This is a genomic window from Cytophagia bacterium CHB2, from assembly GCA_030263535.1.
GTDB lineage: Bacteria > Zhuqueibacterota > Zhuqueibacteria > Zhuqueibacterales > Zhuqueibacteraceae > Coneutiohabitans.
Genome location: SZPB01000139.1, coordinates 1 through 14873, shown reverse-complemented (window position 1 = coordinate 14873; position 14873 = coordinate 1). Strand labels below are relative to the sequence as shown.

General features: G+C 55.4%; 15 protein-coding genes. 11 read left to right on the top strand and 4 right to left on the bottom strand.

The genetic code is table 11. The features are described from left to right. A partial coding sequence (locus FBQ85_14705; protein MDL1876401.1) for an alpha-amylase occupies positions 1-994 on the top strand: 994 nt, incomplete at its 5' end. Here the strand turns inward: FBQ85_14705 and FBQ85_14700 are convergent. From FBQ85_14700 to FBQ85_14685, 4 genes are all read right to left on the bottom strand, one after another. After that, entirely contained in the window at positions 893-1945 is a 1053-nt protein-coding gene (locus FBQ85_14700; protein ID MDL1876400.1) for a hypothetical protein, read from the bottom strand. The two genes, FBQ85_14705 and FBQ85_14700, sit on opposite strands and share 102 nt — an antisense overlap. Positions 1946-1960: 15 nt before the next feature. After that, positions 1961-2965, bottom strand: coding sequence for a M1 family metallopeptidase (locus FBQ85_14695; protein MDL1876399.1), 1005 nt, complete (start codon positions 2963-2965; stop codon positions 1961-1963). A gap of 3 nt (positions 2966-2968) precedes the next feature. Further along, positions 2969-3616: a M1 family metallopeptidase gene (locus FBQ85_14690; GenBank protein MDL1876398.1), complete on the bottom strand. Its 648-nt coding sequence runs from the start codon at positions 3614-3616 to the stop codon at positions 2969-2971. Between the two features lie 285 nt (positions 3617-3901). Next, on the bottom strand, positions 3902-6445 hold the full coding sequence (locus tag FBQ85_14685; GenBank protein ID MDL1876397.1) for a DEAD/DEAH box helicase: 2544 nt from the start codon (positions 6443-6445) through the stop codon (positions 3902-3904). Between the two features lie 225 nt (positions 6446-6670). On the opposite strand from FBQ85_14685, the gene FBQ85_14680 reads away from it, so the two are divergent. The 10 genes from FBQ85_14680 (at position 6671) to FBQ85_14635 (ending at position 13350) form a co-directional block, all read left to right on the top strand. Next, positions 6671-7057 carry a HEPN domain-containing protein gene (locus FBQ85_14680; protein MDL1876396.1) on the top strand — a complete coding sequence of 129 codons (387 nt, stop codon included), beginning with the start codon at positions 6671-6673 and terminating at the stop codon, positions 7055-7057. Then, the gene (locus FBQ85_14675) at positions 7050-7307 is read left to right on the top strand and encodes a hypothetical protein (protein ID MDL1876395.1); all 258 of its coding nucleotides are present in this window, start codon (positions 7050-7052) and stop codon (positions 7305-7307) included. The genes FBQ85_14680 and FBQ85_14675 overlap by 8 nt, the downstream gene beginning before the upstream one ends. A 147-nt stretch (positions 7308-7454) precedes the next feature. After that, complete coding sequence (locus FBQ85_14670) at positions 7455-8465, top strand: class 1 fructose-bisphosphatase (GenBank protein MDL1876394.1); 1011 nt, start codon at positions 7455-7457, stop codon at positions 8463-8465. A 194-nt stretch (positions 8466-8659) separates the two neighbouring features. Then, positions 8660-9097 (top strand): single-stranded DNA-binding protein, encoded by a 438-nt coding sequence (locus tag FBQ85_14665; protein ID MDL1876393.1) that lies wholly within the window; start codon positions 8660-8662, stop codon positions 9095-9097. Positions 9098-9283: 186 nt separating this feature from the next. Then, positions 9284-9718, top strand: coding sequence for a cytidine deaminase (locus FBQ85_14660; GenBank protein MDL1876392.1), 435 nt, complete (start codon positions 9284-9286; stop codon positions 9716-9718). After that, positions 9711-10355, top strand: coding sequence for a uridine kinase (locus FBQ85_14655; protein ID MDL1876391.1), 645 nt, complete (start codon positions 9711-9713; stop codon positions 10353-10355). The genes FBQ85_14660 and FBQ85_14655 overlap by 8 nt, the downstream gene beginning before the upstream one ends. A 153-nt stretch (positions 10356-10508) precedes the next feature. Then, the gene (locus tag FBQ85_14650; GenBank protein ID MDL1876390.1) at positions 10509-11066 is read left to right on the top strand and encodes a thymidine kinase; all 558 of its coding nucleotides are present in this window, start codon (positions 10509-10511) and stop codon (positions 11064-11066) included. 4 nt (positions 11067-11070) lie between these two features. Continuing rightward, complete coding sequence (locus tag FBQ85_14645) at positions 11071-11925, top strand: purine-nucleoside phosphorylase (protein ID MDL1876389.1); 855 nt, start codon at positions 11071-11073, stop codon at positions 11923-11925. Between the two features lie 75 nt (positions 11926-12000). Further along, entirely contained in the window at positions 12001-12393 is a 393-nt protein-coding gene (locus FBQ85_14640) for a co-chaperone GroES (GenBank protein MDL1876388.1), read from the top strand. A gap of 66 nt (positions 12394-12459) precedes the next feature. After that, a complete protein-coding gene (locus FBQ85_14635) occupies positions 12460-13350 on the top strand; it encodes an MBL fold metallo-hydrolase (GenBank protein ID MDL1876387.1) in 891 nt (296 codons plus the stop codon). Positions 13351-14873: the final 1523 nt, after the last annotated feature.

The following is a 14873-nucleotide window of genomic DNA, read 5'->3' as shown; positions in this document are numbered from 1 at the left end:
CGATTTCGTCGGCAACCATTGGGGCAGCAAGCACGCCTCCTTCCAGGCGGCCCGCGCCGACCGCAACAGCCCCTATTACAATTGGTACTATTGGAAGAACTGGCCGGAGGAGTACATCGCCTATTTTGACGTGCCCGACCTGCCCAAGCTGAACGTCGACCATCCTGCCGTGCGCGATCACCTGCTGCGCAGCATCGGCCACTGGCTCGGGGACATTGGTTTCGACGGGTTGCGGCTGGACCATGCCGACGGGCCATCCCATGACTTCTGGACCGACGCGCGCGCCGTAGCCCGCAGCATCCGACCCGACGCGTGGATGTTCGGCGAGCTAATTCGGCCGCCCGACCAGCAACTTAGCTATGCCGGCCTGTTCGACGGGACGCTCGACTTCCTGCTCTGCCAGGCATTACGCCGCGCCTTTGCCATCGGCGACCTGAGCCTGGCCGGTTTCGACGCATTCCTGAACCGCCATGAGGCCTATTTCCCGCCGCAGAACACCTTTAGCCGGCCCAGCTTTCTGGATAACCACGATATGGACCGGTTCCTGTGGCGGGCCGGCGGCGACAAACGCAAGCTCAAGCTGGCGGCCCTGGTGCAGTTTACGCTGGGTGGCGCGCCCATCGTCTATAACGGCACGGAAGTCGGTGTCACGCAGGAACGCGGCATCCACGCCCCCGGCAGCCAGGGCATGGAAGAGTGCCGCCAGCCGATGCTCTGGGGCGAGGCGCAGGACGCTGATTTGTCATCCTACTTCTGGTACCTGAGCCACCTGCGGCGCAATCATCCCGCCCTGTGGCGCGGCGGGCGCGAGACGCTCCACCTGGACTCGGCCGCCCGCACCTATGCCTACGTTCGGGAAGACGGCGGCGAGGCGGTTGTGGTCGGTCTGAACCTAAGCGATGAGTCGCGCACCTTCAGCGTCCCTTACGTGCCGCGGGGAACGGTCATCACCTTTGATCTTCCACCACAAAGCGGCGACGCCACCGCCATCTAACGACCGGACCGGCAGCGCATGATCGACGGCCATTCGCTTTTTTCCGGCCGAGCTCTGGCCCGGCGATGGGCGATGGCCGCAGTGTTGCTGCTGGGGTTCTATCTGCGCGTCCACCGCATCGGCGACCAGCGCGTCTGGTGGGACGAGGGCTGGTCGGTCTGGGCGGCCCGCTTCTCGCCGCTCGACATCCTGCGACAGACGGGCAACGACGTCCACCCACCGCTCTACTTTGAACTCCTGCACCTCTGGCGCGCCCAGAATTTGGGTCTCGTTGTTTCTGCCGGCGTAATAGATGAACGTATGCTCATCGACGAGCTGCATCAAGTCCTTGTCAGCCGTGAAAAAATAAACCTGCACACCCTGTTTCGCGGTTTGCCGCGCCAAAGTTCCCATCACGTCATCCGCCTCGTAGCCCGGATATTCGATGAGATTGGCGCCGAGCGCCGTGCTGAACTCGCGAATCTTGGGAATTTGCGCGATCAGCTCGTCGGGCATGCGCTGGCGCGTGGCCTTGTAGGCGGCGTAAGCTTTGTGGCGAAATGTCGGCTCGGGCGTATCGAAGACCACGGCAAAGTATTCCGGGGATTGCTCGTCGAGCAGTTGCAACAGCGCGCGGATGAATCCAAAAACCGCGCTGGTGGCTTCGCCGCGCGAGTTGGTAAGAGGATTTTTAATGAATGCGAAGTGGGAGCGGTAAGCCAGGGCGTAGCCGTCAATCAAAAAAAGCTTGCCGGCGGCGGGTTTGGAGGGGCTTTTCATGGCCGCGAATGTAGCGCAAAATCGGTGAAAAGTCAACCCACTTTCCCTCGGAGTTGGCACACCGCTCATGACTTCTAACACAACCCGGGCCTTGAAAGAAGGCGAAAGCTTCTGCGATTCTTTGACATGTTCGTGCTCCCTTGGAGTTGGACCAGTATAGCCGTTCAGGTATTCTTTAGCAAGAGTGTCCAATTTTAGGGGTGCACTTCAGTATTGATACGCCCGTTGGAGCTTGACGTCGATATAAAACAAATCCTCCGCGACTCGAAACTCTCCGGGAGAAACGCCCTTGAGACGGGTCGTTTGCGGCGAGTTGGTGGGATAAATAAATGCAAACTTGTCTTTGGCAGTTGTGACTTTCACCGGCATGCGAAAGTCCGGCGTCTCGGCGCGCCAGCGATATTGCGCGGTAACGCTGTCACGATGCTGCGTAACCGTGATTTCCAATTCCGGAATATTTGTGTTCTTGAAATATTGTTCGAAAAAATAGCCGTAATCCTCGCCAGTTTTTTGGTTGATGTAGGCAAAAATTTGTTCGGCGGTGACGATGCTGTGCTTGAAATCCTCCGCCAATCCCTTGATAATCGCCCACCACAGATCATCACTGGCAATCACATGGCGCAATGTGTTGAGCACGAGCTGGCCTTTGTCATACATGTCGCCGGAGCCGCGGCGGTGCACACCGTACACGCCGATGATCGGCCGGTCATTCTGCACGTTTGATTTCTTGCCGTTGATGTACTGCAACGCCTGCTCGTAGCCGAACAATTCTTCCACATAAACCGCCTCGGCATACGCGCCAAAGCTTTCGTGAATCCACATGTCTGCGATGTCTTCCGAAGTCACACTGTTGCCCCACCATTCGTGCGCGGTTTCGTGGATGATGATGAAATCGAATTTCAATCCCACCGGTGAAGAGGCGCGGCCGCGATAGCCCTGCAAATAATGATTGCCATACGCCACTGCGGTTTGATGTTCCATGCCGAGATGCCAGCTTTCCACCAGCTTAAAGCCGTCGCGGGGAAACGGATATTTGCCGAAATACTTTTCGAACGCCGCCAGCATCGGCTTGACTTGTTGGAATTGCTTTTTGGCTTTGTCGAGATTGTAGGGCATGACGTAGTAATCCAGCGTCAGCGTGTCGCTGGCGATGTAGTAATCGCGCCAATGCGCGTATTTCCCGACATTGAGCGTGACATTGTAATTGTTGATGGGCTAGCTGATGAACCAATCGAAGCGCGTCCAATTGCCGGGCAAATCGGTTTGCGCGCGCAAACGGCCGTTGGAGATGTTCATCAAACCTTTGGGCACGGTGACGCTCAACAGCATGCTGTCCGGCTCGTCGGATTGATGATCCTTGTTCGGCCACCACACGCTCGCGCCCGTGCCCTGGCATGTCACCGCCAGCCAGGGATTTCCCAGCTCGTCGCGCTGCCAGGAAAAACCGCCTTCCCACGGCGGCCTTCGCGCAATCTGCGGCATGCCCGAATAAAAAACCGTGGCGTGATGCCGGGCATTTTTGCGCAGCGTCTCCGGCATTTGAATAAAAACCGCATTCGCTTCGCGCTCAAATGAAAGTGGCCGGCCGTCATCGAGCACGATCTTTTCGATTTTAAAATTCTCGAACAAGTCAACCTGCATGCGGTCGAAATCTTGCGTGGCCGTGAAGGCAATCACGTTCGAGCCGACCAATGATTTCGTCGTTGTGTCGATTTTGACGTCGAGATGATAGTAATGAATGTCGTAACACGTGCGCAACGGGGTGAGCATGCCGCGTAACGAGTCCGCGCGGGTGAACGTGGGTTGGGCGAGAACGTGTCCGCCCGGCAAAATCAACAAAAGAAAAAGCGTCAATGATTTCATGAGGTGAGCCTGGAATGGAAGATTAGCCGCATATCCGCATCATGAATTGCGAGCCTGAAAATAGCCCCTCACATCAAAAGACGCAAGCGCATCTTGAGCCAGTGGTTATATAGTATTCAGCAGGTTTTAAAAAGCAACTAAAGCAACACGCCAACGGATTGAAACAACACAGCGGATATTTTTCATCTGTTGGGTTGTTTCAATCCGCTGGAAACTTTTGAGTGAGGCGGGCTCTTCCAATTGTGTGTCATATTGTGGATTCCGAGTGGCTTGGATTTTGAATCGTCACCCTCTTTGCGCGCGATAAAACTTCGTCATCTCGTCGAACACTTCTTCCGATGTCCCCACCACCGTGCGGCATTCCGGCAGGGATTCCAAAAACACCTGGCCGTAGCGCTTGGTCACGATACGATTATCGAAAATTACGATGGCGCCGAAATCGGTTTTGCGGCGAATGAGGCGGCCAAAGCCCTGCTTGAGCTTGATCACGGCCTGCGGCACGGAATACTCCATGAAAGAATTGCCGCCGCGCTTGTCGATGGCCTCGACGCGCGCCTCGATCACCGGCTCGGTGGGCACGCGAAACGGCAGCTTGGGAATAATCACGCACTCCAGCGCCTCACCGTGGACATCCACGCCCTGCCAAAAACTGTCCGTTCCGAACAACACCGCGCCGACATTTTTTTTGAAGCGCTCCAGCAGTTGATGGCGGCCCTCCGTGCCTTGTTTGAGCGCGAGTATGCCTCTCTCCGCCAGCTCCCCGGAGAGCGCATTGTACATTTGATTGAGCAAACCATACGAGGTGAACAAAATGAACGCGCGGCCTTGTGAAATATGCAAAACGCGCGACAGGCTTTGCTGCAACGCCCGGCTATAGCCGGCTTGATTGGGATCCGGCATGTCGCGCGGAATGGCTAGCAAAACCTGCCGGCCATAATCAAACGGCGAGGCCAGCGCGGCGCTGTTGCGCCGTTCCGGTTTGAGCGCCTGCAAGCCCAGGCGTTCCTCCAAAAAGCGAAACGATTTGCCCACCGCCAGCGTGGCGGAAGTCATGATGACCGTGGGAAATTTTTCAAACACGGTTTTTTGTAAAATAGGCGCGATGTCAAGCGGCGCGCTGCGCAAACGCACGACGTTGCCCCAGCGCGAGGATTTCATCTCCAGCCAGCGAATGTTGTTCTCGTCGTCGCCGAGCAACACTTGCTCGGTTTGCGTCGCCATATCCAGCAAACGATTGGCTTGCGCATTGAGATCGACGGCCAGCGAATTGGCCTCGCCGCCGAGATAATGCTCGGCGGTTTCGAGCAGTTTGATGACCTTATCCACCGCTTCGACATTGTCGCGCAGCGATTTGAGAAACACGGAGACGTGCTTTGTGATGATTTCCTGCCAGAGTCTGTCGCGCGTGAGCGCCGGCGTCAAACGGATTTTAGTTTCATCATATTCATTCTGGCGTTTGCTTGCGCCCCAGGCGAACAGGCGCTCCATCAATCCCGCCAGATCATGCTCGAAATTGACCAAAGCCGGCTCGCAGATGCCGTCGATTTGTTCGCGAAATTTATCCAGCAGCGTGCGCGTGACCGTGCCGGCGCGCCGCTGCAACTTCGCCATGGTGTACGGCAGCAGCCCGGTTTGCTTCGTGTCTTTGATGCGATAGAGTTTGTGAATCACACGCAGGAACGCATGATAACTGGTGGCCGCGCCGAAGTAGGAAGAGGCGACTTCTTCGATGTCATGCGCTTCATCGAAAATGATGCGCTGATATTTGGGCAACACCGCCACTTCCGAGCTGCCGCCGGTTTCGCCGCGTACGGAAAGATCGGCGAACAAGAGATGATGATTGGCGATCAGAACGTCGGCGCTGGCGGCGCGGCGCCGGGCATTGTAAAAGAAACATTCATTGTAAAACGGGCATTTCGTGCGCAGCGTGGTGTCGCTTTCGGATTGAATTTTCTCCCACACCGCCTCGCTCGGCAGAAAGCCGAGATCGGACTTGCTGCCGTCCGGCGATTTTTGCGCCCAGTCGATGATGGTGTTCAACTCCTGGCGTTGATTGAATTCGGAAAACAAATCCGGTTGGGATTGTATTTCCTGCAGTTTGCGTTTGCAGGCGTAGTTCGTGCGGCCCTTCACCAATTCCGCGCGGAATTTCAAGGGGAGAGTCGCCCGCAACAGCGGAATGTCTTTGTTGATGAGTTGTTCTTGCAGATTGATGGTGCCGGTGGCGACCACGGCGCGCTCGCGATTGCGCACGCTCCATTCGATGGCGGGCAACAGATACGCCAGCGTCTTGCCGGTTCCGGTACCCGCTTCGATGATCGAAATCTTGTTCTCATTGAAAGCTTCCGCCACTTGCGCCAGCATATGCTGCTGCGGCGGGCGCGCTTCGAAGTTTTCAAGGGCGCTGGCCAGCGGGCCCTGCGGGCCGAGAAACTCCTGCAACCGTTTTGCTTTCAGCTTGACGATCTGTTTTGGCTTTTGGGGCTCGACGACGACGTAAATATCCGAGACATAATTGTTGACGATGTAAAAAGCCACGGCCTCGTTGCCCAGCTCGGAAGCGATGCCGGCATCGGCATTGGAAGGTTGCAGCCCACCGGAGGGATGATTGTGAATCACCGCGTCGCCGGTGTGAACCATGTGAATGATGGCCGGCACCATCATTTTGTTGCCGCGCGCCACGACATGCACCGCCTCGACCACGCCTTTGGCATTAACCTTTCCGACAAAGAATACTTCATTGCCGCCGGCTTGCTGAATGTGATGGCGCATGTAAAAAATCGCCTCATCGGCAAGGTAGTCTTTGATATTAGGCTTGTGTTGCGACATGACGGATTTGAGTCGTTGGTTGCTTGTCGCTGGTTGGCTGCTGCAATCGAGCTGCTTGCCACCGGACGTTGTACGGCGTGATGAAAAGCCTGCGCAATATAAGATATTTTGCCTGAAAAGGAAAAGCCCGATTTGCCAATATGCAGATTTCCGGCTTGCTTTCGAGCACGAAAATGAGCAAATTTACGCGCTGCAAAATCGGGCAAATCCGGGAGGGCAAAGCCGATGGGATATCAAAGCTGGATAGACAAGGCAAATGAAAACCTGATTGTTGCTGAATGGAGTCATGCTCAAGGCCATGTCAACGCCTGCGCGAATCGTGTGTATTACGCCATGTTTCATGCCGCGATTGCGGCGCTGATCAAAAATCAAATTCAGCCTTCCTCAGCCAAATTCAGCCATGAGTGGGTACAGTCAAATTTTGCCGGGCAGCTTATTCATCGACGCAAGATTTTTGCATCAAAATTCCGGCGGTATCTTGTAGATGCTTACTGGATTCGTGTTTCAGCCGATTATGATCCCCTCTCGGCCAGCAAAAGCGATGTTAGCCGAGAACTTAAGAAGGCAAAAGAATTTTTATCCATAATCGCAGGGGTGTTGGCTTATGAGTAAAAAAGATTTGATCAAGACGCTCACCAGCGAGATTGAAGCGAAGTTTCCGGAGGCGAAAATCGTCAAGGTCGCTTCTAATCCAGAAATTCCGGGGGGAACTTTGCTCTACGTCACCCGGCCGGAAAACGAAGACCGGCTGATTGCATTGGGCGAATATGCGAGCGACCGCACCGTTGACATTCTGCTCGATTACGGTTTTCATATAACCGTTATGCCGGTGGTGCGCAACGGCGAACCGGTCGTTGCGTGAGGCCAAAAGCCGCTTGACTTTTCGTATGATCGCGATTAAATTGCGCCACTTTTTCAATGCGCGCGACGAGTAATTTCGCCATACGCTCTGCATCCTCTCGCAGGACATGAGCGGGTTACCTGCCATCCCATCCTCCAGGAGCGTGTCATGGTCAAAAGACTGATGACGATCGAGCGGCACATCATCGAACAACAAAAATCCTTTCCGCAAGCCACCGGCGAGTTCTCGGCGCTGTTGTATGATCTCGCTTTCGCGGCGAAAGTCATCTCGCGCGAAGTGCGGCGCGCGGGCTTGATCGATATTCTCGGCTTCACCGGCACCTCCAACGTGCAGGGCGAATTGGTGCGCAAACTCGATGAATATGCCGACGACGTCATCTTTCGCGCCATGGATCACACCGGCCGGCTCTGCTGTTTGGCCAGCGAGGAACGCGACGAGTTGATTCCCATTCCCGCCGAATTCAAATGCGGGCATTATGTGCTGCTCTACGATCCGCTCGACGGCTCATCCAACATCGATGCCAATGTCAGCATCGGCACCATCTTTTCCATTCACCGAAAAATTAGCGCCGGTGAGCACGGCACGCCAGCCGATGCCCTACAACCCGGCAGAAACCAGGTTGGCGCGGGTTACATTCTCTACGGCTCCTCGACCCTGCTCATGTACACGGCCGGGCGCGGTGTGCACGGTTTCACGCTCGATCCCACCGTCGGCGAGTTTTTGTTGTCGCATGAAAACCTGATGACACCCCGGCGCGGCGGGATCTACAGCGTGAACGAGGGCAACTCCGGGAAATGGAGCGAGGGCATGCGCAATTACATCAATTATCTCAAAGGCAGCGACAAAGCCACAGGCCGGCCGTATTCCTCGCGTTACATCGGCTCGCTGGTTTCGGATTTTCATCGCAATTTACTCTACGGCGGCATTTTTCTCTATCCCGCGGATAGCAAAAATCCCAACGGCAAATTGCGCTTGCTTTATGAAGCCAACCCGCTGGCGTTTATTGCAGAGCAGGCGGGTGGGGCGGCCAGCAACGGCCACGAGCGTGTGCTCGATCTTACGCCAACCGAGCTGCATCAACGCACGCCGTTAATCGTCGGCTCGGCGGAGGATGTGAAGGAAGCCGTGGATTTTTTGCAGGGCAAACGCACAAGCTGACAAACTGCTTGACAAGAGGCAAAAAATTTTCTACTCTTGCATCAAATTTATGCTCGGCCGCGATTGACCTGTTGCGATCCCGAGATTGACATTGAAAGACGAGGCGTTCTTGAAACGCGCCGGCGTATCATTTGTGTCTTGCCAATAATTCCGGCATTGACACAGGAAACCACTAAACCCGAAAGGGGGAGCTTATGGCCCGTGGATTAAACAGAGTGATGTTGATCGGCCATGTCGGCCGCGATCCGGAAATGAAATATACTCCGGGCGGCATGGCAGTTGCCACATTCAGCGTGGCGACCAATGACAGCTTCAAAGACAAGGAAGGCAAGTTGCAGGAGCGCACGGAGTGGCATCGCATCGTCGCGTTCGGCCGCACCGCGGAAGTGATGGGAGAATACCTCAAAAAAGGCCAGCAAGTTTACGTGGAGGGCCGGTTGCAAACGCGTTCCTGGGACGATGACAAAGGCCAGAAACGCTACATCACCGAGATTGTCGCCTTGAGCGTGCAGTTTCTCGGCCGGAAAGGCGAAGGCGGCGACGGCTCCGGCGGCGGCGAAATTCCAACCCCGGGCGACGATTTCGCGCCGGCCCCAACGTCTGCCGGCGAACCCGAAGATCTTCCGTTCTAAAAACGCAAAGGAATGACGTGGTTCGTGCAGAAAACAATTTAGAGAATCTTAATCCGAGTCCGCATCGGGCTCGGATTTTTTTTCTTCCAACGGGGTCGTTTCAAATTCCTAACAATTTTGCTAACCAGCCACGCGTTCCCGCGCGAGCGAGGTTCGGCCTGGCCCTCACGCTGGAGATCTGTTGAAATGAGCCGACCCTCGCCACCAGCACAACGGCTGCCGGTTGACGCGCAGCAATTGATCGCTGCTGCGGTGCGCGCCAAGCAGAAAGCGCTGGCGCCATATTCGAAGTTTCACGTCGGCGCGGCGATCGTGACGGCTGACGGCAAATTGTTTGACGGTTGCAATATCGAATCAAGCTCGTACGGCCTGACGTGCTGCGCCGAGCGCGTCGCTATTTTCAAAGCGCTTTCCGAGGGCGCGCGCGACTTCGTCAGCATGGCGGTGGCGGCAGATACCGACGAATTCACCACGCCCTGCGGCGCCTGCCGGCAAGTGTTGTGGGACTACGCCCGCGATCTTCATATCATTCTCGTAAACCTGGCAGGCGCCACGCGCGAGCTTGAGCTCAAAGATCTATTACCCGAAGCTTTTGATGAGCAGATGTTAGGCCATGCATAAAAACTGGACGAAACGCGGCATTTTGATCGGCATTGCCGGCGGCTCCGGTTCGGGCAAGACGATGGTCACGCAAAAAATCGTCAGCCAGCTCGGTTCCGATCGTGTGGTCATCGTTGAACAGGATTCCTATTACCGTAATATCAATCATCTTTCCCTGGAAGAACGCGCGAATTACAATTTCGATCATCCGGCCTCGATTGATTCCGAGTTGCTGGTGCGGCATATCAAGGAATTGTTGAGCGGGCACTCCATCGACATACCCATTTACGATTTTACCACGCACTCCCGCCGGCCGGAGACCAAAAGCACCGGCCCGCACGACGTGATCGTGCTCGAAGGCATTCTGATTCTCGACAATCCACAGTTGCGCGAGTTGATGGATATCAAAGTCTACGTCGACACCGACGCGGATTTGCGCTTCATTCGCCGGTTGAAACGCGACACTGCCGAGCGCGGCCGCAGCATGCAATCGGTGATCGAGCAATATGAAAAAAGCGTGCGGCCCATGCACCTGCAATTCGTCGAGCCGAGCAAACGCTACGCCGATCTCATCATCCCCGAAGGCGGCTTTAATTTGGTGGCCATCGATCTGCTGCGCACGAAGATTGCGGCGTTGTTAAGGGAGAAGCAACGGTAATATTCAAACTAGAAATGCAAAGAGGCTTGGGGTTTGCGAGAGCCGTCAAAATCATTTTCTCGCGCGAAGAGTTTTGTTAAACATGCGTCATGACAACGCATTCCAATTCCGGCGGTCCGCTTTCTAACCTAGAAAACAGGAAGTTCACCACTCATGCCTGCGAATTCCGATACCGGCTCTATTGAAGTGATTTGCGGCGGCATGTTCAGCGGCAAAACCGAAGAGTTGATTCGCCGTTTGCGCCGCGCGCAAATCGCCAAACAACGCGTGATGATCTTCAAGCCGGCGATTGACGATCGTTACGCCAGCGACCACATCGTCTCGCATAGCGAACAAAAGCTGCGTTCCGTGCCGGTGAAAAACGCCGGCGAAATTTTGGAAAAATCCGGAGACGCGCAAGTCATTGGCATCGACGAATGCCAATTTTTCGACGCCAGCCTGGTCGCCATTTGCAACCAACTCGCGAACCGCGGCGTGCGCGTGATCGTTGCCGGCCTCGATATGGATTATCGCGGCGCGCCGTTCGAACCCATGCCGCAGCTCATGGCGATTGCCGAGCAGGTAACCAAAGCCCAGGCCATTTGCATGCAATGCGGCGAGCCGGCAAGCTATACGCAACGTCTCACCGCCGCGCGTGAACGTGTGGTCGTCGGCGCAACCCAAATTTATGAAGCGCGCTGCCGCAAGTGTTATCTTCCGCCGGAAAACTGAAGCCATGTCAAACTCCACAACCGAACTCGCGCTGCCGCTGCTGGACGCCGAACGCCTGGCGAAGGCAAAGGCGTATGTGCAACAACGTTTCGCCGCCACGCCCCGGCTGGCCATCATTCTCGGTTCCGGGCTGGGAACGTTTGCTGAGAACATGGAAAATACGCAATCGATCTCAACCGCAGACATTCCCGAGTATCCGCGTTCGACAGTCGCAGGTCATGCCGGACGCTGGATTGTCGGCAAAATCGCCGGCAAAAATTTGCTGGCGATGCAGGGCCGGGTGCATTCGTACGAAGGCTACCCCTTTGCCACCGTGGGCTTTCCGGTGCACCTCATGGCGGAATTGGGCGTGAAGCGCTTGATTGTGACCAATGCCGCCGGCGGGCTTAATCCTTTGTTTAAATCAGGCGATTTGATGTTGATCGACGATCACATCAATTTCATGTTTGCCAATCCGCTGCGCGGGCAGCATCGCAAAGAGTGGGGCGAACGCTGGCCGGATATGCACGCGCCGTATGATCCCGAGCTGCAACGTGTTGCGCTGGAAGCGGCGCGCCAACTCGGCATCCCGTTGCAGCGCGGCGTGCTGTTCGCCTCGCGCGGCCCGAATTATGAAACCGCGGCGGAGGTCAAACTCGCGCAACGTTTGGGCGCCGATGCCGCGACTATGTCAACCGTGCCGGAAGTTTTGGTGGCCATTTCGCGGCGTATGCAGGTGCTGGGCATTTCGTGTGTCACGAATCTCTGCACCGGCATGACGAATCAAAAACTCGATCATGCCGAGGTTACTGAAGTGGCGAATCGCATCAGCGCCACGTTCAAACAATTATTGCAGGCGATTATCAAAGAAATTGGATGAGGCGCTTGTGGCCGCGCGGCAGTTTTTTTATAGACAGAATGCTTTCAGTGATGTTGAGACTTGATGGTTGCTGCCATGAAACGTTCGAAAGCCGGAAAGAACACCAAGCTCTTGGTCGTGGGTGACCGCGTTTTGATTGAGCCGGATGAAGGCGAGGAGCGCACCGATGTCGGTCTGTATTTGCCGAAGTGGGCGGTGGAAAAAGAATCGGTGCAAGGCGGCAAGATCGTCGCAACCGGTCCGGGAACGCCTTTGCCGGATTTCGGTGAAATCGACAGCGAGCCGTGGAAACCGGCGCGCCGCGAGACCCGTCACCTTCCCATGCAAACGCGCGTCGGCGACTATGCCATCTTCCTGCGCAAAGCCGCAATTGAAATCAAAGTGGATGACAAGAACTATCTCGTGGTGCCGCAAGGCGCCATTCTCGTGCTGATGCGCGAGAAGAAAAGCGATGATAGTAAGCTTTGAAGTGTTCGCCTCGCGTTCCCACCTCAATTAAAATGATCCTCGTTAGCCATAAGGAATATTGCCATCATGCGTAAAAAGCTTGCGCTCGTTTTTGCGGGTTTATTTCTTCTCAGTGCGGCCGTCGCCATGCGGCAGCAGGATGATTATGCCAACGTCAAGATAAAAGCTACACAAGTAGCCGCAGGCGTTTACATGCTCGAAGGCCGCGGCGGCAATATCGGCGTGTCCGCCGGGCCGGATGGGATTCTCATCATAGACGATCAGTACGCGCCGCTGGCGGACAAAATCAAGGCTGCGCTCAAAGAGCTGAACAGCGGCGAACTGAAATTCGTGCTCAACACCCACTGGCATGGCGACCACACCGGCGGCAATGCCATCTTTGGCAAAGAAGCTACCATCGTTGCGCATCGCAACGTGCGCCAGCGTTTAATGACGGAGCAACGGCGCGGCGAGCGCATCACGCCGCCAGCGCCCAAAGAAGCCTGGCCGGTAATCACTGTTGATTCGAGCTTGTCGATTCATTTTAACAATGAAGAGATCAGGGTCCGGCATTTTCCCCAAGGCCATACCGACGGCGATTGCGTGGTGTTCTTTGTCAACTCGAATGTCGTGCACATGGGCGACGCCTTCTTTGTGGCGCGTTTCCCCTTTGTCGATCACGTGAGCGGCGGCAGCGTGGCTGGGTTGATCAAAAATATCGAAAAAGTCATCGGCATGTTGCCGCCGGATGTCAAAATCATTCCCGGGCATGGGCCGTTGTCAACGCTGGATGATCTCAAGAGTTATCATCAAATGCTCACAGAAACAACGGCGATCGTGCGCCAAAACATGACAGGCGGCAAGAGTCTGGAGGAAGTCAAAGCCCAGGGCTTGCCGGAAAAATGGAAAGATTGGGGTGTGGGATTCATCTCGACCAAAAGCTGGATCGAGACGATTTACAATGAGTTTGATAAATAACTGAATAAACAACGTGCCAAATGCTTCTGAGACATGTCTTGCAGACCCGCATCAACGTTGTTTTTCAATCCAAATGGGATTGGTCAGCGCACGGCAACTTGCGCCTTGCTCAACGGTAAATGATTCGCGTTGTGTGATGGCTTCTGCCCGCAAATAATAATGATTAGAATCAGAGGGCAGCGGCAGTTGCACGCGATGTTGAAACGCGTGAGGGAATGTTGTTTCTTCGTAAAGTGTTGTCTCTTCCTTGCGCTCCAAATCTCCCCGCCAAATTTTGATATACGCCAATTTTCCGAATTCCGCGGAACTGAAGGCGTTGAGCATGATCATCCCGCCCGTAGTTTTGAGTTGATCTCCCATGCGCGCCAGCCCGCCGTTCGGCGTCACTACGCTAAAATCAATCAGCGGGCCGTTCGTGAGGCAGGCGCGCCCGGCGTGCAACGCGGCGATCAGCGAATCCAGTTGCAGCTTGCCGTCAACATATGCCGCAGTGCGCATGCTACCGAACAAATGCCGGTGATGCTCGATCATTTTCATAAACGGCAACGTGATTTGGCGAAAGCGATTGAAGTTGCCGTGCGCATCGCTGCCCGCGATCGCAAACATTCGCCTGCCCTGCAAAAGCAGCGCGCGCCATTGCTGCAACCCTTCCTCCTCATAACGCCTTCCCGCATTCCAAAATTGCACGCCATTCAGACGGTCGTGCAGCAAATCCAATAATTCCCAATGGCCGCGGCCGAGCAGCAGGCTTTCCAGATAGGGGGTCAGCACGGCGGGATGCGCGGCGAACGCAAGCGCTTGCGGCGTGAGCATGGCCAAAACCTCCGCGATGGTATGATCGGGTTTTGTGCGCAGCCAGCGCTCGGCGCTGTCGCCGCTGCCGCGAATAAAATGCGGATGATTGAGAATGAGAAAATGCACGTTGCGCCCGCGCGCATTGCCGCATGAAACTTCTTCACCGGAAAGAATAACAAAGTTCGCATGCGTGTCATTGAGCCGGCGAATGGCCGCCTGCAAGTCATGCCATTTGCGCAGGGCCGGATCATTGTGCAAATAATCTTCCGGATAATCATCGAGATCATAGGAATGATCGGTGGCGGCGAAAAACGACAACTCTTGCGCTTGCGCCAGCGCGACCATGGCCTCGAGCGGCGCGCCGAATTCGACTTGATCACTCGTCGCGTTCGTGTGGCAATGCAAATCGCCATAATAATAATTGGGCAAAGACGGGAGCGATGCGTCTGAAAGAAAAATGTGCAAAGGTGCATGGCTCACGCCGATGTAGTTGTCGTTGCAGCAGCGAAATTTTTTACGGCCGATGCGATAGTCGATTACAACGTTGATCTGCGCCCAGCCCAGCCAATCATCCGGCAACTTCACGTCAAGTATGCGCCACCACCAGGGTTTGTTCACGGCTTCGCGAGATTTGAGCAGTTGAAACGTGAGCGTTGGGAGTGGCGCGCGCTCGTCTTTGGGATGCAACGGCTTTACCAGTTGCGCCTCAACAGTGACTTCCACAAGCT